A 20,350-nucleotide genomic window follows, 5' to 3' on the forward strand; every position below is an offset into this window, starting at 1 on the left:
AAGCAATGAACAAGCGTGAACCTGAGCTGATTCATACTGAAGGTTATAGTGTGCTGGTGGAACGTACTTCACGTAGAAAAACCGCTTCAATCAAAGTTGAAGAAGGCGAAGTGATCATCGTTGTCCCTAAGCTGCTGGAGCGTGACAAAATAGATAAGCTCTTAGCGAGCAAACATCAATGGATAGTCGAAAAGATAGCGCAATACCAAACCACCAGCCCTGCGACAATGCGAGAGTATGTGTCAGGTGAGTCATTGCCATACCTAGGGCGTAATTATCGCTTAAAAGTGCTTAAAGGCGACTTAGCGCCTACAAAACTGCTTAATGGACGTATTACGGTTACCGTTCCTGAACCATCCACACAAACGCACTATATTCGCCGCGCTTTAACGAATTGGTATAAGCGTCATGCTGATAAGAAGATTCGTGAGAAGGTAAGGCGTTACGAGTCGTTGGTGGGCGTTGAAACGTGCGTTGTTCGTACTAAAGAGTTTAAGAGTAGATGGGGCAGTTGTACCCCTTACGGTGATTTAGAATTTAACTGGGTGATTGTCATGGCTCCCAACAGGGTTGTTGATTACGTAGTGGTGCATGAGCTTTGTCATCTAATCCACCATGACCATTCGCCACAGTTCTGGAAAGAAGTTGAACGAGTTATGCCCGACTATAAAGAGCATAAAGAATGGCTTAGAGGAAATGCACAAAGTCTAATCATATAGTGCGTACGTTCACTAATGTAAAAAGACATCCTCAATTGAGGCATAAAAAAAGGGCCAACTCTTTCGAGTTGGCCCTTTCCAAACGTTTGGTGGAGCTGGCGGGAGTTGAACCCGCGTCCAAAAATCATTCATCATTGGTACTACATGCTTAGTCGATCTTTAATTTCACCAGCAACCTGCGAACCGACACGCTAGTTAAAGGCTAACCTGAATTGTTATTCGCGCTTTTCCTCTCAGGTGGGAGAATCCGCGCTAGCTAGTTTGGGTTTGATCTCTTATTGGTCCCCGTCTTACGAGCGGAAGCTAGGGTAAGAGAGCTCTGAGCAGGTTATTAAGCTGCTAGTGCGTAGTTTTCGTCGTTTGCGACTATTTTTTTGCGGCTTTTTACGTGGCCAACCGCCCCACGGCATGCACCTCAGACTTCAAAATTCCTGTCGAATCCTAAATCAGCCCCAAGTGTTATTTGCATAGTACCAGAAAAGCTTTGCCTGTCTAGCATTGTGCGTTTAAGTGCTTAAATTTAGCGCAAATTACTCTTCATAATTCGTGCTTTATCTCTAGCCCAATCTTTTTCTTTCATATCAGTACGTTTATCGTGCAGCTTTTTACCTTTAGCGACGCCAATTTTGATTTTCGCCCATGAGCGAGACCAATAAAGCGCGGTTGCTACTAAAGTCATACCTTCACGGTTTATACGCCCGATAAGGTTATCGAGTTCTTTACGTTTTAAAAGAAGTTTACGAATACGTGTTGGGTTTGCAACGGTATGAGTACATGCTTGAGTCAGCGGAGTAATCGTCATACCACTGATGTATGCTTCACCATCTCTGATGTAAACATAGCTTTCAGCAATGTTGGTTTTACCTTCACGTAAGGATTTTACTTCCCAGCCTTGTAGCTCAAGCCCTGATTCTATTTCATCATCGATGAAATATTCGTGGCGAGCTTTCTTATTAAGCGCAATGGTATTGCTACCAGCTTTGGATTTTGATTTATTCTTTGCCATAATGGCCTCATTATACGGATTGCGCCTCTATTGGGGAATCCTTTTGTTTGCGCGCTAGCTCAATAGAATTAGAATTGCTGACAGCTTTTAATGTAACGCTGTCTTTAACAGGAGTCTATATGCCAAAGGTTACTCGTTCAGCATTGGTGTCATTTAGTGCTGATCAAATGTTTAATTTGGTCAACGATGTTGCTCGTTATCCAGAATTTTTACCAGGATGCTCAGGCTCTCGTGTGATTGAGTCATCAGATACATCCATGGTGGCATCTGTTGATGTTTCAAAAGCTGGCATAAGTAAAACATTTACCACTTCTAATCACCTGACTCAAGGGGCGATGATCATGATGGAGTTGGTTGACGGACCTTTTAAAAAATTACAGGGTGGATGGCACTTTACGCCATTAGATGATCAAGCATGTAAAGTAGAGTTAAAATTAGAGTTTGAATTTTCTAGCCGAATGATCGAAATGGCATTTGGAAAAATCTTTAATGAACTCACAGGGAATATGGTCAGTGCGTTCACTCAACGTGCCAAACAGGTTTACTAAGCCATGACAATTGAATCAGATATGATCCATGTAGAGGTGGTTTATGCGCTTCCTCTAGAGCAACGTGTTTTTACTTTAGTCGTGAATAAGAACACCAATGTTAGCGATATTATTGCGCAATCTGGCGTGTTAGAACTTTACGCTGAAATTGATCTTGCGAAAAATAAAGTCGGCGTATTTAGCCGAAATGTTAAGTTAGATGCGACCGTTAGAGATAAAGATCGTATTGAAATATATAGACCTTTACTTGCTGACCCGAAAGAAATTCGCAGGAAACGTGCAGAACAAGCTAAGAAAGCTGCCGCAAAATAACTTATGTTAAAGTTTTTAAAATAAAGCTCGCCAGTTGCGAGCTTTATTTATATTTATCGTAGGCTTTCGAAAAACTCATCACCACTTTCAAAATCACCCGCTACAGCGACTAATGTGCCATCAGCGTTGAAGTCAACAATGAGGTTTTTTTGGATCGAGTCTTTATGACCTTCTGTGTGGTGGTAAATATAATACCAAGTATCAGGGTAGCCATTCTCAATCAACATTGGGGAGCCCATAACATAACGAACTTGAGTTTTGGTCATGCCAAACTTTAGTTGGTTTACGGCTTCTTGCTCAACATAGTTGCCTTGGTTTACATCAATACGATAAACCAACTTTTCTAATACAGAACAACCCGTCAACATTGTGAGAGCTAGTGGAACGGCGACTAGCCACTTTTTAATTCGCATAGTTTGAGATCTTAATTCGCTAAAATACTGCCTGATAATAAACAAGCTCTCGCAAGAAGTAAAAAGCTCCTTGCGTATTGAGCTTGTTATGACTAGCAAATTTGAATTAAGTTGCAAATTTTATGAACAAATTAGTCATACTTGAGAATAAAGGTATGTTTAAACGCTACGCTGCAACTAAGAGCTCTTTTGCATTGGCGAGGGTCGACTCTGTAATTTGGCTTCCCCCAAGCAGGCGTGCGAGTTCCGATATACGTTGTTGTTCATCTAGTGTGCGCATCTGAGTTTCTGTTTTTCCTGCTTTGGTACTTTTTGCGACAAACAGTTGTTGATGCCCGCAACCTGCAACCTGAGGTAAGTGAGTCACACACATCACTTGGGTCGATTCCCCTAGAGTGCGTAACATTTTACCGACTACTGCTGCAGTCGGACCGCTGATTCCCACATCTACTTCATCAAAAATGAGGCTCGGAGTATCAACTTTTTGTGCAGTAATAACTTGTATAGCAAGTGAGATTCGAGAAAGTTCACCACCAGAAGCCACTTTTGCGATAGGTTGCATTGGTTGACCTGGGTTGGTTGAAACTACAAAAGTCACACTGTCCATACCTAATGGTGAGGGATGAGTATTGGTATTGCTTACCTGTATTTCAAATTGTGCTTTTTCCATGCTGAGTTCATGCATACTCTGCGTAATAAGCTTATTGAGCTCTTTAGCATATCGAATTCGTGATTTATGCAGCTTCTCAGCTTTTACGACGAATGCTTGATATTGCAATTCTACATCTTGAGCAAGCTCTTCAAGTTTTTCGTCAGAGCAATCTAAGCTTTCAATTTGTTGTAATAGATCTTGGTGATGTTGGTATAGATCTTCAGGCAGTACTTGGTGCTTACGAGCCATAGACATGATTTTGGAATAACGCTCTTCGACATACACCATTCGAGCCGGATCAACATCAATACTGTCTAAATACGTTCTGAGCTCGCTGTTGGTTTCTTCGATTTGAATAATGGCTTCAGCAAGTAAATTCGGAAGCTCAACGAGTCTTTCATCTAGCTCAGCTAATTCTATCAATGATTGGTTTGCTGACTGTAAGATACTTAGTGCATTTACACTCTCACCTTCATAAATCAATTCAATTGCTTGTTGGCAAGTAGATGCGAGCTCACCACTATTAGAAAGGCGCTTATGTTCTTGCTCTAACTCTGTAAATTCATCTTCATTGATTGATAATTCATTAAATTCTTTTATTTGATACTCAAGCAACTGTTTTTGAGCTTGGTTTTGTTGGCTATTTTCAAGAAGTTGTTTTAAGTGATTATCAGCCTGACGCCAAGTTTGGTAAGCCAAGCGGGTAGATTTGAGAAGATTGAAATGACCAGAATACTGATCAAGCATAGCCATTTGGTAATCACCTTTCATTAACTGGTGGTGTGCATGCTGACCATGGATATTGATTAAGCATTGCCCTAGAGATTTGAGCTGAGCTAGAGGAACAGGGCTGCCATTGATGAAAGCTCTTGAACGACCTTCTTTTGAAATTGTTCGGCGTAAAATACATTCACAACCATCTAGCAGATCATTATCTTCTAGCCAGCGAGTCGCATGTAAATTGTTTTCGAGTAAAAATGCAGCGCTGACTTCGGTTTTATCTTCACCTTGCCTAACCATTCCTGCATCAGCTCTTCCTCCAAGACACAAACCTAACGCATCAATTGCAATAGATTTACCTGCACCGGTTTCTCCGGTAATTGTTGTCATGCCTTTAGAAAGTTCTAGCTGTAAAGACTTAACAATAGCGAAATTATTAACACTTAAATGAGCCAGCATTTTATTTACCTGTATAACTGAACAATACTGTATATAAGCTCAGTATATACTGTTTCTTTATACAGTAAAGTCAACGTTTGAAATTTTTTTGTGATAGTCATCAGAATTGGAGTTCTCTATAGAGCACTGAAACTACTATAGATTCCTGATTCACTCGTTTTCAATGAAGAGATCTTGATACAGGACGTAAGGATAAGTATTGATTTGATGAGAGTTCTTTAGGTAATAAAAAAGGCTGACGAACTCCGTCAACCTTTTTAAATTATTTGCTGAAAGCTAATCTATTGCTTTAGAAAAGCTTGCTTGACCAGCCTAACTTGTTACGTAGAACGTGGTAATAATTGTAGTCTTTTGGGTGAATAAGCTTGAGCACGTTAGGGCTTTGGTAAATATGAATCTCGTCGCCTGGTGAAACAGGTAGCGAAATTTGACCATCGCAACTGATTTCTTGAGTGCCTCGATTATCAGGTGAAACGATAAGCTTAATACGACGTTTACCATCGACTACAAGAGGACGGCTTGAAAGGGTATGCGGGAACATTGGTACTAGTGAAATCGCATTAAGGCTTGAAGATAAAATAGGACCGCCACCAGACAGAGAATAGGCAGTAGAGCCCGTAGGCGTTGAAACAATTAAACCATCAGAACGCAGTGAAAACGCAAAGCTATCATCAATATACACCTCAAATTCGATCATATGCGCGACTTGACCTGGGTGTAACACGGCTTCGTTGAGGGATGCATTATGACTTTTTATTTGCCCGTGGCGGTGTATTTCGGTCTCAAGTAGGAAGCGCTCTTCTTCTATAAATTCGCCTTTTAAAACATCGGTCAGCGACTCTTGAAAGTTTTCAGGGTTTAGATCCGTTAGAAAACCTAGGTTCCCTCGGTTAACACCGATCACTGAAATATCAAAACGAGATAGAATACGAGCGGCGCCGAGCATGTTTCCGTCGCCACCGACAACAATCGCAAGATCTGCGCGTTTGCCCAGCTCAATGAGACTAGAGAAATGTTCTTTCGGGATATCGTCCAAAATACTGGCAAGTCGGTCATCAACAAATACTTGATAACCTTCAGCACTTAACCACTGATAGAGCTCTCTATGAGTCTGAATTGCTTGCTGATCTCGAGGTTTACCTATAATGGCGATGACTTCAAATAGCTTTTTCATAACGTTTCCAAACGAATTAGGCTTGAATCAAAATTCTTCATCCCCATAATAAAGGCAAGTTGAACGTCTATGCGAGTGTTTTATATCAATTTGGGGCGCAAACACGCCTGTCACTTGCATTGAAAACGAATTCTGGAGATATCATGAGCAACGAAGAAAACAAAGTAACCGAAGCAGAGCTAGATCAGATCATTGCTGAAGCTGAGAAAGTGGAAGAAGCTGAACTGAATGAAGACGCTGCTGATGAGCAGGAAGCAAAGATTGCTCAACTAGAAGCTGCATTATTATCTAGTGAATCTAAAGTGAAAGAACAGCAAGATTCTGTTCTTCGAGCGAAAGCTGAAGTTGAAAATATGCGCCGCCGTAGCGAGCAAGAAGTAGATAAAGCGCGTAAATTCGCTTTGAATAAATTTGCTGAAGGTCTACTTCCGGTTATCGATAACTTAGAGCGCGCTATCCAAGCTGCTGATACAGAAAATGAAGCGGTTAAGCCAATCCTTGAAGGTGTTGAATTAACGCATAAGACTTTTGTTGATACTGTTTCTAAGTTTGGTCTTAAAGAGATTAACCCTGAAGGTGAAGTTTTCAACCCTGAATTCCACCAAGCAATGTCGATTCAAGAAAGCCCTGATCATGAAGCAAACACAGTTATGTTCGTGATGCAAAAAGGCTATGAGCTAAATGGTCGAGTTGTTCGCCCAGCGATGGTTATGGTTTCAAAATAAACCACTAGTAAGACCGATATAAAAAGAGAGGCATATGCCTCTCTTTTTTTATGCCTGTTAGCTAGATACCTTGTTAAATAAGCACATTCTAATTTTATGGGTACTCGTTCTTTTAAAATGCAGTTTTTCAATCATTTAGTGTTTTATTTTATGAAACTAATTGTTTTTAACTAAATGCTTCAATGTCACAGTTGTAATTATTTTGTAAAAAAATGCTTTTAATTGTTATTCCTGTATGTAAAATCCTCTGCAATATAGCGATTTCACTCGCATATATAACTATAAAAGTACATTTTTCAAACACAACAAACTGGAGAAGAACGATGGATAAATCGCTCTCAAGTAAGATTTTTGTAGGCTTGTTTGCTGGCCTACTTATTGGTACTGCTATTCAGTATCTATTTAGCGGAATTGCAATTTTTGATACTTACCTATTAGGCGCAGCAGAAGGTGCTGGTGGTATGTTTGTATCGCTGATTAAACTTCTTGTTGTTCCATTGGTATACGTATCGATTGTTTGCGGTATTGTTGAACTGAAAGATATTCGTTCATTTGGTCGTCTAGGTGGTAAAACCTTTGCTCTTTACATTATTAACACCATCATCGCGATCTCAGCTGCTTTAACTATTGGTCTGATTTTCCAACCTGGTGCAGGTGCAAACCTTGCAGGTACGGTTTCTGAAACTATTGCGCTGACTACAACAGAAACGCCAGATATCTTCTCTCTAGTTGTTAATATCGTTCCAAGCAACCCTGTTCAAGCGTTTGCAAGCGGCGATATGCTACAAATCATCTTCATGGCAATCTTGACTGGTCTTGCTATTCAAGCGCTTGATTCTCGTGGCGGTCCAGCTATCAAGACTTTCAAGATGGCTAACGAAATCATGATGAAGCTGATTGGTCTAGTTATGAGCCTAGCGCCATACGGTGTATTTGCGCTTATGATTCAACTAGGTGCGACACTTGATGCTGATACATTAATGTCGGTAGCGGGTTACGTAGCACTTGTTGTTGCAATGCTAGTATTCTGGATCTTCTTCTTCTATCCAATGATGGTTGGTTCTTTCACTGGTATTTCACCAAAGCAGTTCCTACGTGCGACTCGTGAGCAAGTTCTTTTCTCACTTTCTACAGCAAGTTCGAACGCAACAATCCCAGTAACAATGCGTACTCTAACTGACAAGCTAAACGTATCTAAATCAGTTGCTGGTTTTGGTGTACCGCTTGGTGCAACGATGAACATGTCTGGTGTATCTATCTACATCGCACTTGCAACTATGTTCGTAGCAAACGCATTTGGTCAACCTATTAACACTGCTGACATCTTCACTCTAGGTCTAACTATTTTGCTACTGTCTATCGGTGCTGGTGGTGTTCCTGGTGGCGGTGTTGTTATGGTCGGTGTTCTATTACACCAACTAGGCTTACCACCAGAAGGTCTAGCGATTGTTGCTGCTGTTGACCGTATTTGTGACATGTTCTGTACTTCTTCAAATGTTGTTGGTGACACTGCGGTAAATACAATCGTAGCGAAATCTGAAAATGAGATTGGCGTTGAGAAAGAAGAAGGTGCTGAACTTAAAAATGCAGAAGCTTAAGTTTACTTAAAGCTTGATAACTTGCAGCCTCGCTCAAATAGAGCGGGGCTTTTTTGTGCCTGTAATATTTTGTGTTTGTAACGATAGTTCATGGTTGTACTTAATAGAGTGATTGAAAGTAAGCGACTTATTTAATGCTAGAACTCACTTTATAGTTACTTCGATACGGTCAAGATTGGATGTATTTCAAAGCTGATGCATATAACTAATGTAATACTAAAAAGTCGAGTTCTGCCTGTAAATGGCGTGGTATGGAAGCGGGAAATTGCATGCAAGCAAGCTTCTAGCAGTTAATTCTCAATCAATAACTTTGCCGATGTTGAGCTCTCGAATATCCAACCTTTCAAGCCTTAACCTGTAAGGGATAATCTATTTTCCATCGCTAAGTAAAAAGATGCAGGAAAAATGATATTTTTTCACTTGTTCCCTTGAAAACCAGTTTGCAGCCCTTATCTATGGTGCATACGAAAGCAAAATACATTTGCACTTTAATTTTGTGTATTAGGGTTGAATCCCTGATTACCATCCCCCACATAGTGGGTATAGCAAAAACTAAATAGAATTTATTCGGAGATAGCCTGATGGGTCGAATCATTGGTATTGATTTAGGTACTACTAACTCTTGTGTTGCTGTTTTAGACGGCGATGCACCACGCGTAATTGAAAATGCTGAAGGCGAACGTACTACAGCATCTGTAATCGCATATACAGACGGCGAAACGCTAGTTGGTCAACCTGCGAAACGTCAAGCAGTGACTAACCCTCAAAACACACTGTTCGCTATTAAGCGTCTAATCGGTCGTCGTTTTGAAGATGAAGAAGTACAGCGCGATATCGAAATCATGCCTTTTAACATTGTTAAAGCTGATAACGGTGATGCATGGGTTGAAGCGCAAGGTCAAAAAATGGCTGCTCCTCAAGTATCTGCTGAAGTTCTTAAGAAAATGAAGAAAACAGCTGAAGACTTCCTAGGCGAAGAAGTAACTGGCGCAGTAGTAACTGTTCCTGCTTACTTTAACGATGCTCAGCGTCAAGCAACGAAAGATGCTGGTCGTATTGCTGGTCTTGATGTTAAACGTATCATCAACGAACCAACAGCTGCTGCTCTAGCTTACGGTCTAGACAAGAAAGGCGGCGACCGCACTATCGCTGTTTACGACCTTGGTGGTGGTACTTTCGATATCTCTATCATCGAGATTGACGAAGTTGAAGGCGAGAAGACTTTCGAAGTTCTTTCTACTAACGGTGATACTCACCTAGGTGGTGAAGATTTCGATAACCGCATGATCAACTACCTAGTAGATGAGTTCAAGAAAGAGCAAGGCATCGATCTTAAAGCTGATCCACTAGCAATGCAGCGTGTTAAAGAAGCAGCAGAAAAAGCGAAAATTGAGCTTTCTTCTACTACTCAAACAGACGTAAACCTACCTTACGTTACTGCTGATGCAACTGGTCCTAAACACATGAACGTTAAAGTGACTCGTGCGAAGCTTGAGTCTCTAGTTGAAGACCTAGTTCAACGTTCTCTTGAGCCACTAAAAGTTGCTCTAGCGGATGCTGACCTATCTGTTGGCGAAATCACTGACGTAATCCTAGTTGGTGGCCAGACTCGTATGCCTATGGTTCAAGCTAAGGTAACTGAGTTCTTCGGTAAAGAACCACGTAAAGACGTTAACCCTGATGAAGCAGTAGCAATGGGTGCGGCAGTTCAAGGTGGTGTTCTTGCTGGTGACGTTAAAGACGTTCTACTTCTTGACGTTACTCCTCTATCTTTCGGTATCGAAACGATGGGCGGCGTAATGACTAAGCTAATCGAGAAAAATACGACTATCCCTACTAAAGCGGATCAAACGTTCTCTACAGCAGAAGACAACCAAAACGCAGTAACTATCCACGTTCTTCAAGGTGAGCGTAAGCAAGCGACTTACAACAAGTCTCTTGGTCAGTTCAACCTAGAAGGTATCCAACCAGCACCACGTGGCATGCCACAAATCGAAGTAACATTCGACCTAGATGCTGATGGTATCCTGAACGTATCTGCAAAAGATAAAGCAACGGGTAAAGAGCAGAAGATCACTATCCAAGCATCAGGCGGTTTGTCTGAGGAAGAGATCGAAGCAATGGTACAAGAAGCTGAAGCTAACAAAGAAGCGGACAAAAAGTTCGAAGAGTTAGTAACAGTTCGTAACCAAGCTGACCAAATGATCCACGGCACTAAGAAGCAAGTAGAAGAAGCTGGTGAAGCTCTACCTGCAGACGAGAAAGAGAAGATCGAAGCGGCAATTACAGCACTAGAAGAAGTTAAGTCCGGTGATGATAAAGAAGCTATCGACGCTAAAGTTCAAGAACTTATGCAAGCTGCTCAAAAGCTGATGGAAATTGCTCAACAGAAAGCTCAAGCAGAACAAGCTGGTGCTGATGCTGGTGAGCAACCTAAGCAAGACGACGATGTTGTTGACGCTGAATTTGAAGAAGTAAAAGAAGATAAGAAGTAATTCTTATTGATTAAGGGGCTTTTAACAGCTCCTTTTCTTCATGAATATTTTTGCGGGCGTCAGAGGTAACTCTTACGCCCGCATATTTGTAATTAGCTTGTCGATCTAGATAATGGCTCTCGAATTTCGAATCTCGAACCTTTATCTAGATTGATACATAAACCGCCGATTGTAGTGATAGCTTACTGAATAATAGTGAGTATTAAATGCAATATGGTAGCAATAACTTGGTGACTTAAAACATGTCAAAACGTGATTTTTACGAAGTATTAGGCGTTAGCCGCGATGCATCAGAGCGTGATATTAAGAAAGCGTATAAACGCTTAGCAATGAAATTCCACCCAGACCGTAATCAGGGTGATGAGAGCGCAGCCGATAAGTTTAAAGAAGTAAAATTAGCGTACGAAATCTTAACCGATTCGCAAAAGAAAGCCGCTTACGATCAATATGGTCATGCTGCTTTTGAACAAGGCGGAATGGGTGGTGGTGGCGGCTACGGCGGCGGTCAAGGTGATTTCGGCGACATCTTTGGTGATGTTTTTGGTGATATCTTCGGTGGTGGTCGCCGTGGTGGCGGTCAGCAACGTGCACAACGTGGTTCAGATTTACGTTACAACATGGAATTAACGCTTGAAGAAGCGGTCCGTGGCGTTTCTAAAGAAATCGAAGTCCCTACGCTTGTTGAGTGTGACACATGTGATGGCAGCGGAGCGAAAAAAGGCTCATCTGCACAAACATGTGGAACATGTCACGGTCACGGACAAGTTCAAATGCGCCAAGGTTTCTTTGCCGTACAACAAACATGTCCAACATGTAACGGTAAAGGTAAAATCATTAAAGACCCTTGTAACTCTTGTCATGGACAAGGTCGCAAGCAAAAGACTAAAACGCTTAACGTTAAGATTCCTGCAGGCGTGGACACTGGCGATCGCATTCGTTTATCTGGCGAAGGTGAAGCGGGAGAGCAAGGTGCTCCAGCTGGTGACTTGTATGTACAAGTTCATGTTAAAGAGCACCACATATTCGAGCGTGACGGCAACAACCTTTACTGCGAAGTGCCAGTAAGCTTTGCTATGGCAGCATTAGGTGGTGAAGTTGAAGTTCCAACACTAGATGGTCGTGTAAACCTTAAAGTGCCTGAAGAAACGCAAACCGGTCGTATGTTCCGTATGCGCGGCAAAGGTGTTAAAGGTGTTCGTGGCGGTGGCGTTGGTGACTTAATCGTTAAGCTTGTTATTGAAACTCCAGTGAAGTTGAGCTCTCGTCAGAAAGAACTTCTAAAAGAGTTTGAAGAAACATGTGGCGGCGAAGCTGCTAATAAGCATAAGCCTAAATCTGAAGGTTTTTTTAACGGTGTTAAAAACTTTTTTGATGACCTAACTAAGTAATTAGATAGTGGTTTGAAATTTTAAAAGCCTGCCAGTGTGCAGGCTTTTTTGATCTTCTCGTTTACTTAAAAATGCAGTTATGTATATTCCTAATCATTCTTTACTCATATCAAGGATATTAATTTTTATTAGTTCCAGCAATCTACAGGGGATTCTTCACCTGAAGATTTTAGCGTCATTGTTTTGGGAGTGCCTAAGCAAGAGTCACCACTTTGCCCTTTAGTTGACTGCGCTGTAGCGGTTATTGTATATGCCATGCTGCTTGAACTTGCGACAGAAAATACATAGCGATCACTTGATGATTCACACATTGTACAAGCCCCCCCTGAAATAATACTTCCCCAGCTATATGCACCATTGTAAGACTGCTCAAGTGTGAGTTGTATTTTTGCCATATCAGCCAATGCTGCTGTTCTGTGAGATTTAATAACATGATCGGTATAGCTTGGGTAGGCAATAGCGGTCAGCACTCCAATAATAGCCACAGCGATCAATAGTTCGATCAATGTCATCCCTTTGCGACTTAAGTTGTTGTTGTTACATTTATTTTTTCGAATCATCACGAGTAGTTCCTTCTCAATATTCTGCCTATTTTTCTCCGGTGATAGCATCCTTGCAAGATTAAATACGGTTACGTATCGGTTTACATAGGAATTTGGGAAATGTCTCGCGGGTTTACCTTCTTAGAGCTGCTCATAACCATATCAGTGCTCTCAATATTATTGGCTGTTGCTGCTCCAAGTTTTAGTTCTGTCTCGGAAACGGTGAAGATGAAGAGACTAGCTTCAGAGATTCATAGCTTCCTTATCACCTCTAGATCAGAGGCTGTATTTCGAAACCAAGAGTTATTTTTACACTTTCGAGTTGGGGGGGCGTCTGGACCTCTAGAAAGCTCTACAGGAGATTGGAAGTTGATTTTGACAAGCTCCACGCCTTACGTAGTTTCTGATGAGTTACTTCATATAGATGGAAGCTCGTATGAGGGAATTAAAGTGATTTTTAACTTTCAAGCAAAAAAAATAGTAGCGATTGATGCCGTTAGAGGGAGACTTTCAAATGGTAATGTTGAGTTTGCACCTGATGATGAGCTGTCAAAAAAAATATTTGTTAAAGCGTCTGAAACAACAGGAAGAGTTCGGGTTTGTAGCGTTGATCCTAATTCAAATGAACGAAATAGCATAGGGTATTTCGGTTATGAAATTTGCTAATTCTTGTAGTTCTCAGCGTGGAGCTACTCTTGTTGAAATGATGATCGCATCATTTCTTGGCTTGATTGCGATTGCTATTATTGGCAGTGCATTTTTATCAACTCAGAGGGTTGTGACTAACAATAGTCTTGAATTACTTATCCAGCATAACTTATTTAGCATGTCTCAAATTATGAAGGATGAAATGCTAAGGGCAGGTTATTCAGGTGATATAGGGCGGTCAGTCAAGTTATCTGGTGCGACGCATACTATTCATATCGATAACTCTGGATCCGATGCAGCGATGGCATTTGTTTATCTTAACAGCCAATCAGGTCAACCTATTGAATATCTAAATATCTTGTATGGAAAAAGCGGAGACGAGATAGATTATTGTGAAGTTAAAAGCAGTGACGTTATGTTGTTATCTGCGATGCTTACACGCACTCCACCGAGTGGAGTGGCGATGAGTTGCGAAAGTGTTTTTTTTAAAAAGCAAATAAGTGTTAGTGATTTTTCTCTTACTTCAAAGGAAGTAAAAGCATCTGGTGTTAATACTCAAGTGATTGATTTTAATATTGATGCAACTCTCGTTAATACGGGTATTAATTATTCGGTAAATTCATCAGTTAAGCAAAGGAATTTATAATGAGGAAAAATCACCAAGGCGTGGTGGTCTTATTGATTACATCATTACTTCTTATTATAGCGTTAGCTGTAGTTTTGGGTACATCCAAGGGGCTTTTTTACCAGATCAAGCGAGCTCAGAATGAGGTAGAAGCACGTAAGCAGCATTGGGAAGCTGAGGGAGGTCTGGAGTGCGCGATTACAGAAATCAAAGAAGATAGTTCTACTCACCCTGTAGATCATATTTATAACGCATGTACTTTATCCTCAATGTCAATCTCTCCCAATACAATAGGTGATACTACATATACGTTGACCTCAGTAAGTGGCTACAATTCCTTACAAAAGAATATAAAAATAACTTCTCGCTCCATTGGAGCAATTCAAGCTCGTTCCAACCTCAAATTGATTGGTGCAAATGAATTTGTTCCTGATGTTGAGGGAGTAGATCAATGCGTATCTGTAAGGTATGCGAGTGGATTCATCATGAATGGTTCATTTAAAACTTTGAACCCAGCTGGTGTTACTTGTAATAGTGCATATCAAACAGACACGGCTGCATCTGGTTACACATGCCCGTCGGGTGATAGTAATTGCGTTAAGCATAGTATATGGGATTATGATTTAACTGTTGTTGGAGATGATCAAACCCATAGAGGAGCTGGTAAACTTGTTGAAAATGATTTTGTGTATGACTCTAGTCTTGACCCATTTGAAAGCTTTTTTGGAGATACAAGAAGTAATATTGACTCAATAAAAGCTGATTATGAGATTGTACAAGGGACTGTAACTTCGGGCTCTTCGGGAAGTGATAGCTGCCAGGATAGGATTAAGGATGCCTATTCTTTAAATGATAACGTTTGGGTTGAAGGAGACTGTGATCTGGAAAGTGGCAACTTGCTAAATACAACTTTAATTGGTGCTTCATCGAAGGTGTTAGTTGTTGAAGATGGAATTCTTACTGTGAATGGAGCTAATGATTTCCCAGGTATTATATATCACTTATTCACCTCTACGATTCCAAGCAGTGCTGATTTAAGTTCTCGTTGGACAAGTGATGTTTCTACACATGGCAATCTATCTACAGCTGAGTTAACGGTTGCCCAACAGAAGAAGTTAACTTTTTTTTCTCGTGGTGCCTTTAAGCCTAAAGGAGGTTACGTTTTCGATACACCTGGTGGCTTAACCGTTTTTGGTGTTTCACTAAGTTTGACCTTTGACTCTGGATCTGTCCCAAATAACAGTTCAAAGGTAAAGTGGCAAAAAGGATCATGGAATGATTTATAAGCAAAAAGGTTTTAGCTTAATAGAAGTACTTATTTCATTTTTATTGATCGGAGTTGGCTCTCTTGGGTTAATCAAGCTGCAGACGTATGTTGAGCAAAAGTCTGACTTTGCTATTCACAGTGTGGAAGCTCTGCATTTGGCTGAAAATAAACTCGAATGGTTCAGAACTCGTGGCGCGTCTGCTGCTTTATCGAGCATAACGCCTGCAGATTTTGCTACAGATATTGTTGATGGTATGGATCACTCGCATGTGAAATATCAACTTGATTGGACAGTTGCGAATAGTTTATCAGGTGCGTTAAAGACCATTCAGATAACAAGCTCATGGGAAGACCGGTTTGGTAATAATCAGGCTATCGAATTACAAACCATGATCTCTAAATACAGCGAATTCGATTGATTGCTGAGAGTTATAACTTCAATGTAGTGATAGTTTGCTCTTCTCGGACATTGTTTACGTGCTAGTTAAAATCATGTATCCAGCATGGTGTTCTTTTTGTTTTTACATTGTTACTGCATTATGGTGTTTTTGCAAAATATGTCTCCATTTATGGAAATATAGATGGAATCTTGTGCTTTTTGATTGCGGTTTTAATAGAATATATGTGAACCAATAGGTCGTGGTCATAACTTTAATTAGACCTAAAGAAAACAACATCACATATGGAGTTACCATGAGTAACCAAGCCGTAAAACAAGCACCAGACACTGGCAAAATCAGTGGGATGGACCGCTTTTTAAACTTCATTGAACGTGCAGGTAATAAGATTCCAGATCCAGCAATCTTATTCTTCTGGGCGTTAGTTATTGTATGGGTATTATCTGCACTTTTGTCGAATGTATCATTCGATCTTATTAACCCTCGAACGGGTGATGCTCTCGAAGTTAATAACCTATTAACGGGTGAAGCTCTTGCGAGTTTCCTTGCGAACATGGTGACTACGTTTACCGGATTTGCACCATTAGGCATTGTACTTGTTGCTATGTTAGGGGTTGGCGTTGCTGACTCTTCTGGCTTCATTACTACCGGCCTAAAGAAGATGCTGAACTTCACGCCAGCTAAACTTCTTACACCAATGCTAATTTTGGTTGCAATTGTATCTCACACTGCAGCCGATGCTGGTTATGTACTCGTTATCCCTCTTGGCGGTATCATCTTCCATGCTGCAGGTCGTCACCCTCTTGCGGGTATCGCAGCAGCATTTGCTGGTGTATCGGGTGGTTTCTCAGCAAACTTCATCCCTTCAGGCATTGACCCTCTTCTAGCTGGCTTCACACAAACTGCGGCAAATGTTCTTGACCCTGCCTATGTGATTAACCCTCTAGCGAACATATTCTTTACTGGCTTATCTTCAATTTTAATTGTTGCGATTGGTTGGTATGTTACTGAGAAAATCATTGAGCCACGCTTAGCTAAACTTCCAATTGATGAAGATGCAGAAACTGCACCAGATCTTGGTACGTTTACGGATATTGAAGCAAAAGCATTTAGATACGCTGGTTGGGCAATGGTTGCTGGTATTGGTTTGCTTATTGCTGCATTAATGCCTGAAAACTCAGCACTTCGTTCTCCAGAAGGTGAGTTAACGTCATTCTCTGCGCCAGTCATGAAATCAATTGTTCCTTTGATTTTCATCTTGTTCATCATTCCAGGCATTGTTTATGGTCGTGTGTCGGGTACTTTTAAAAGTAGTAATGATGTAATCAAAGCAATGTCAGAGACAATGGCAACAATGGGTGCTTACATTGTAATGTCATTCTTCTGTGCGCAATTCCTTTCTGCATTCGGTCAATCAAACATCGGTACTATGCTAGCGTTGTACGGTGCTGAAGGTCTGAAAGCAATGGACCTTCCTGGTGAGGCAACTGTTGTTGGTATGATTCTTCTGACTGCATTTGTTAACTTGCTTGTTGGCTCGGCATCAGCAAAATGGGCACTGATTGGTCCTATTTTAGTTCCAATGCTAATGGTTGTTGGTATTTCTCCAGAGCTTTCTCAAGCGGCTTACCGTGTAGGTGACTCTGTATCGAATATCATTTCACCTCTGATGGTATTCTTCCCGCTAGTGGTTGTTTACTGTCAGCGTTACGTTAAGTCGACAGGTATTGGTACTCTTGCTTCTATGATGATGCCATTCTCGATTGCAATGCTAATCGGTTGGAGTATCTTCCTACTTGCTTACTGGGCTCTAGGTATTCCACTGGGTATCCAAGCTCCTTACACTTACACAATGTAAGGAAAATTCCTTTCTGATTATTATCAAGAGAGGATGAGGCTGAACAAATAATTGATAAGGCCCGTACAGATATGTACGGGCTTTTTTATTGAATATTCAAAAGATCGCGTTAATCTACGCGTATAAAGAAAACTTGAGGAACAAGCATTGCCAGAGAACCACTTTACTGCTCAAGATGAATTGTTTATGCGTAGAGCTATTGAGCTTGCTTCACAAGCCGAAGATAACGGGGAAGTCCCAGTTGGTGCCGTTTTAGTTAAAGACGGAAATATAATTGCCGAAGGGTGGAATCGCTCGATAGGTGGGCATGATGCAACTGCACATGCTGAAGTTGAAACACTTCGTAAAGCGGGTCAAACGCTTAAAAATTATCGACTGCTTGATACAACGCTCTATGTCACTTTAGAGCCTTGCCCTATGTGCGCAGGTGCTTTGCTCCATAGCCGTGTTAAACGAATTGTATTTGGTGCCCCTGATTTGAAGTCTGGCGCAGCAGGGACAGTGTTAAACTTATTTGAAAGCCAAGCATCCTACCATTATGCCGATGTTGACAGTGGTTTATTAGAGAATGAATGCCGAGAGCAGCTGCAGGCTTTCTTTAAAAGACGACGTAAAGAAATTAAAGAGAAAAGAAAGCAAGAGAGATTATTAGATGAGAAAGAAAGCCGCTCTTAGCGTGTCTATTCAACTATCATTTGCATAAATGCGCGATTGCGCCAAATGATTTTCTTCTTATTGTTTGCAAGCATACGCTTCCGACGATTAGCAGCAACAGTCTTATCAAGGCGCTTTGGCTTTAGTCGATGTCTTAATTTCATTCTTCGTGTAATCCTATTATTCAATTGTAAGTGGAGATACGTTGTTTGTTTCTAACTTTATGAGTATAGCGACGTTATAGAACGATTTTATTACCACAATATGACATAGGATGCGGCTGCTTGAATTTTTAGTAAATATATCTTTATAAAAGTGGGGGGGTAAGGATAACGACGGTAAGTCGGCTCTTTCCCCCCACATAACTTATTTTAAGATTTTGCTTTATTCCTTAGGCTTTTCTTGTTGTTCAGAGTCATCAAGTTTAATGATTGGTTGCGCACCTGATATTGAAGGTGTTGGAGTGATGACAATGAGGTCGTCCATTTCCAAAGCTTGCTCTGCTAATGCTTGTTTATCAACATGGCCTATGATGCTTTGATAGTAACGTCGTATATTCTCAACGTAATTCTGCGCTTCATCGCCTCGTGCATACCCATAACGAGTTTGGCTGTAGTACTTTTTCTGTCTGAGTAAAGGAAGCCGCTCTTTTACATCCGCCCATGAGTCAGGGTTTGCACCTTGTGATTTGGTTAAACGTCGAGCATCCATCATGTGACCAAAACCAACATTATAGGAGGCTAGGGCAAACCAAATTTTTTCGTGTTCTGTAATCGAATCTGGCACTCGTCGCACAATCCTACCTAAGTATTTTACGCCACCTTGAACTGACTGTTTCGGGTCAAGCCGGTTAGTCACTCCTACACTTTTAGCTGTGGGTAAGGTCAACATCATCATGCCGCGTACGCCAGTCGGGGATTTAGCCACTGGGTTCCAATGCGATTCTTGGTAGGCTAAAGCTGCGATCATTCGCCAATCAAACTCTTGAGAGTATTTTTGGAAAAGAGGTGACCATTTTGGCAGTTTACTATCTAGTGCACGGATGAAAGCTCGTGTATCGACATAGTCAAAAGTACCTATGTGACCAATGTATTTTTCTTCTAAGCTTGCTAGCTGTCCTGATTGTTTATAATTTCCAAAAAACTCAATGAGTAAGGCGTATAAGCTTTCATCTTCAGACTTATTCAAGTACCAAGAGATCGGTTGATCTTCAGTTAGTTCAAAGGCAAGAGCGAGATCAGGATATAAGCGTTGGGCTAAAGATAGCTCAACTGAATCTGCCACCGTAAATAGAAGCTCATTTTTAGATACCTTTCTAAGGAGATCATTTATGTCTGCATTATTCACAGCTTGGTAAATAAAGTCGCTGTGTTCTTTTTGAAGCTCTTTCAGAGTGGGCTCAAAGTGCGATTCTTTCACGACAACTAAAGAAGGGGAAAGTGGTTGAATTATATCAGGCTTATTGGCCGGTAAAGCACTGCTCACACTATCGTCCAACTCTACATTTAATGCAGCTTTCTCAAATTCGGCGGTATGCTCTAGTTGGCGATTATTTTCAAACTCAATCAGTTGTTTTAGATTTCTTGGACGCCACTGACCTTTTTTATACACCACCTGCTGGCTGACATAATAATAAGCAGGGGTTGCCCTGAATGATCTCGTCAAATTTGAATTTTGGGTTAATCCTGTTGCGATTATATCTATTTCACCTTTTTTCAGGGCTGGAAATAGTTCTGATAAGCGGTAGGCGGGTTTGATCTCCATCTTCACGCCAAGCTGACTCGCAAATTCTTGAGCCAGTTCATAGTCTAAACCAGCAGGACCGTCTGGTCCTATATAGTAGGAAAGTTGATTGTTGAGGGTGCCAACTCGAAGCACGCCGCGTTCCCTTATTTGGTCAAGAACACTTTTTGGTTCAGATTCAATCTGACAGCCTAATAGCCCTAGAGCACTTAACGTTAGAATGAGTAATTTAGAGAAAAAAGAAGAAGTAAACTTTGGCATCAAATGAAATCTCGAAAAGTTGAACCCCCTTTATATCAAACCCCGAGAGGCTGGCAAAGCGGCTTTAAATAAACACTTATAAAAGAGGTGATTTCACCAGCAAATTTACCATTTACACTCATGAATAAAAAAAATAACGCAAACG

At 41.0% G+C, this 20,350-nt stretch carries 19 protein-coding genes, 1 other RNA gene and 1 pseudogene; 14 read left to right on the plus strand and 7 right to left on the minus strand.

Features of this window, described 5'->3' with window-relative positions:
- The first annotated feature begins 5 nt into the window (after positions 1 to 5).
- Positions 6 to 719, plus strand: a complete 714-nt coding sequence (locus OCU78_RS03240; protein ID WP_137374933.1) for a M48 family metallopeptidase — start codon at positions 6 to 8, stop codon at positions 717 to 719.
- 87 nt (positions 720 to 806) lie between these two features.
- Here the strand turns inward: OCU78_RS03240 and ssrA are convergent.
- Positions 807 to 1,173: a transfer-messenger RNA gene (ssrA, locus tag OCU78_RS03245) on the minus strand.
- 66 nt (positions 1,174 to 1,239) lie between these two features.
- Positions 1,240 to 1,725: an SsrA-binding protein SmpB gene (smpB, locus tag OCU78_RS03250; RefSeq protein ID WP_137374932.1), complete on the minus strand. Its 486-nt coding sequence runs from the start codon at positions 1,723 to 1,725 to the stop codon at positions 1,240 to 1,242.
- Positions 1,726 to 1,844: 119 nt separating this feature from the next.
- Between smpB and OCU78_RS03255 the strand changes: the two genes are divergently transcribed.
- Entirely contained in the window at positions 1,845 to 2,273 is a 429-nt protein-coding gene (locus OCU78_RS03255; RefSeq protein WP_137374931.1) for an SRPBCC family protein, read from the plus strand.
- A gap of 3 nt (positions 2,274 to 2,276) precedes the next feature.
- Positions 2,277 to 2,585 carry an RnfH family protein gene (locus OCU78_RS03260; protein WP_137374930.1) on the plus strand — a complete coding sequence of 103 codons (309 nt, stop codon included), beginning with the start codon at positions 2,277 to 2,279 and terminating at the stop codon, positions 2,583 to 2,585.
- Positions 2,586 to 2,638: 53 nt separating this feature from the next.
- Here the strand turns inward: OCU78_RS03260 and bamE are convergent, their stop codons facing one another.
- From bamE to nadK, 3 genes are all read right to left on the minus strand, one after another.
- On the minus strand, positions 2,639 to 2,998 hold the full coding sequence (bamE, locus tag OCU78_RS03265) for an outer membrane protein assembly factor BamE (protein ID WP_137374929.1): 360 nt from the start codon (positions 2,996 to 2,998) through the stop codon (positions 2,639 to 2,641).
- Positions 2,999 to 3,164: 166 nt separating this feature from the next.
- Positions 3,165 to 4,829: a DNA repair protein RecN gene (recN, locus tag OCU78_RS03270; protein WP_137374928.1), complete on the minus strand. Its 1,665-nt coding sequence runs from the start codon at positions 4,827 to 4,829 to the stop codon at positions 3,165 to 3,167.
- Between the two features lie 289 nt (positions 4,830 to 5,118).
- Positions 5,119 to 6,003: an NAD(+) kinase gene (gene nadK, locus OCU78_RS03275; protein WP_137374927.1), complete on the minus strand. Its 885-nt coding sequence runs from the start codon at positions 6,001 to 6,003 to the stop codon at positions 5,119 to 5,121.
- Positions 6,004 to 6,146: 143 nt separating this feature from the next.
- On the opposite strand from nadK, the gene grpE reads away from it, so the two are divergent.
- The 5 genes and pseudogenes from grpE (at position 6,147) to dnaJ (ending at position 12,209) form a co-directional block, all read left to right on the plus strand.
- A complete protein-coding gene (gene grpE, locus OCU78_RS03280) occupies positions 6,147 to 6,728 on the plus strand; it encodes a nucleotide exchange factor GrpE (protein ID WP_137374926.1) in 582 nt (193 codons plus the stop codon).
- Between the two features lie 323 nt (positions 6,729 to 7,051).
- Positions 7,052 to 8,326, plus strand: a complete 1,275-nt coding sequence (locus tag OCU78_RS03285) for a dicarboxylate/amino acid:cation symporter (protein ID WP_137374925.1) — start codon at positions 7,052 to 7,054, stop codon at positions 8,324 to 8,326.
- Between the two features lie 158 nt (positions 8,327 to 8,484).
- Positions 8,485 to 8,613, plus strand: a pseudogene (locus OCU78_RS03290) (polysaccharide lyase family 7 protein); the annotation flags it as partial.
- 294 nt (positions 8,614 to 8,907) lie between these two features.
- A complete protein-coding gene (gene dnaK / locus OCU78_RS03295; RefSeq protein WP_137374924.1) occupies positions 8,908 to 10,821 on the plus strand; it encodes a molecular chaperone DnaK in 1,914 nt (637 codons plus the stop codon).
- 242 nt (positions 10,822 to 11,063) lie between these two features.
- Entirely contained in the window at positions 11,064 to 12,209 is a 1,146-nt protein-coding gene (gene dnaJ / locus OCU78_RS03300) for a molecular chaperone DnaJ (RefSeq protein WP_137374923.1), read from the plus strand.
- 128 nt (positions 12,210 to 12,337) lie between these two features.
- Here dnaJ and OCU78_RS03305 read toward each other — a convergent pair whose 3' ends face one another.
- Complete coding sequence (locus OCU78_RS03305; RefSeq protein ID WP_137375006.1) at positions 12,338 to 12,769, minus strand: type IV pilin protein; 432 nt, start codon at positions 12,767 to 12,769, stop codon at positions 12,338 to 12,340.
- Positions 12,770 to 12,871: 102 nt separating this feature from the next.
- Here OCU78_RS03305 and OCU78_RS03310 point away from each other — a divergent pair, with 102 nt between their 5' ends.
- The 6 genes from OCU78_RS03310 to tadA all read left to right on the plus strand — a co-directional run bounded on the left by OCU78_RS03310 (position 12,872) and on the right by tadA (position 18,222).
- Positions 12,872 to 13,417: a pilus assembly FimT family protein gene (locus tag OCU78_RS03310; protein ID WP_137374922.1), complete on the plus strand. Its 546-nt coding sequence runs from the start codon at positions 12,872 to 12,874 to the stop codon at positions 13,415 to 13,417.
- Positions 13,404 to 14,045 carry a PilW family protein gene (locus tag OCU78_RS03315; protein ID WP_137374921.1) on the plus strand — a complete coding sequence of 214 codons (642 nt, stop codon included), beginning with the start codon at positions 13,404 to 13,406 and terminating at the stop codon, positions 14,043 to 14,045. The genes OCU78_RS03310 and OCU78_RS03315 overlap by 14 nt, the downstream gene beginning before the upstream one ends.
- Entirely contained in the window at positions 14,045 to 15,310 is a 1,266-nt protein-coding gene (locus tag OCU78_RS03320; protein WP_137374920.1) for a hypothetical protein, read from the plus strand. Before OCU78_RS03315 ends, OCU78_RS03320 begins: the two co-directional genes overlap by 1 nt.
- Positions 15,300 to 15,710 carry a type IV pilus modification PilV family protein gene (locus tag OCU78_RS03325; protein ID WP_137374919.1) on the plus strand — a complete coding sequence of 137 codons (411 nt, stop codon included), beginning with the start codon at positions 15,300 to 15,302 and terminating at the stop codon, positions 15,708 to 15,710. The genes OCU78_RS03320 and OCU78_RS03325 overlap by 11 nt, the downstream gene beginning before the upstream one ends.
- 274 nt (positions 15,711 to 15,984) lie before the next feature.
- A complete protein-coding gene (locus tag OCU78_RS03330; protein WP_137374918.1) occupies positions 15,985 to 17,547 on the plus strand; it encodes an AbgT family transporter in 1,563 nt (520 codons plus the stop codon).
- 147 nt (positions 17,548 to 17,694) lie between these two features.
- Positions 17,695 to 18,222, plus strand: coding sequence for a tRNA adenosine(34) deaminase TadA (gene tadA, locus OCU78_RS03335; RefSeq protein ID WP_137374917.1), 528 nt, complete (start codon positions 17,695 to 17,697; stop codon positions 18,220 to 18,222).
- Positions 18,223 to 18,585: 363 nt separating this feature from the next.
- Here the strand turns inward: tadA and mltF are convergent, their stop codons facing one another.
- On the minus strand, positions 18,586 to 20,205 hold the full coding sequence (gene mltF / locus OCU78_RS03340; protein WP_137374916.1) for a membrane-bound lytic murein transglycosylase MltF: 1,620 nt from the start codon (positions 20,203 to 20,205) through the stop codon (positions 18,586 to 18,588).
- Positions 20,206 to 20,350 lie beyond the last annotated feature (145 nt).

This window comes from Vibrio gallaecicus, assembly GCF_024347495.1.
Lineage (GTDB): Bacteria > Pseudomonadota > Gammaproteobacteria > Enterobacterales > Vibrionaceae > Vibrio > Vibrio gallaecicus.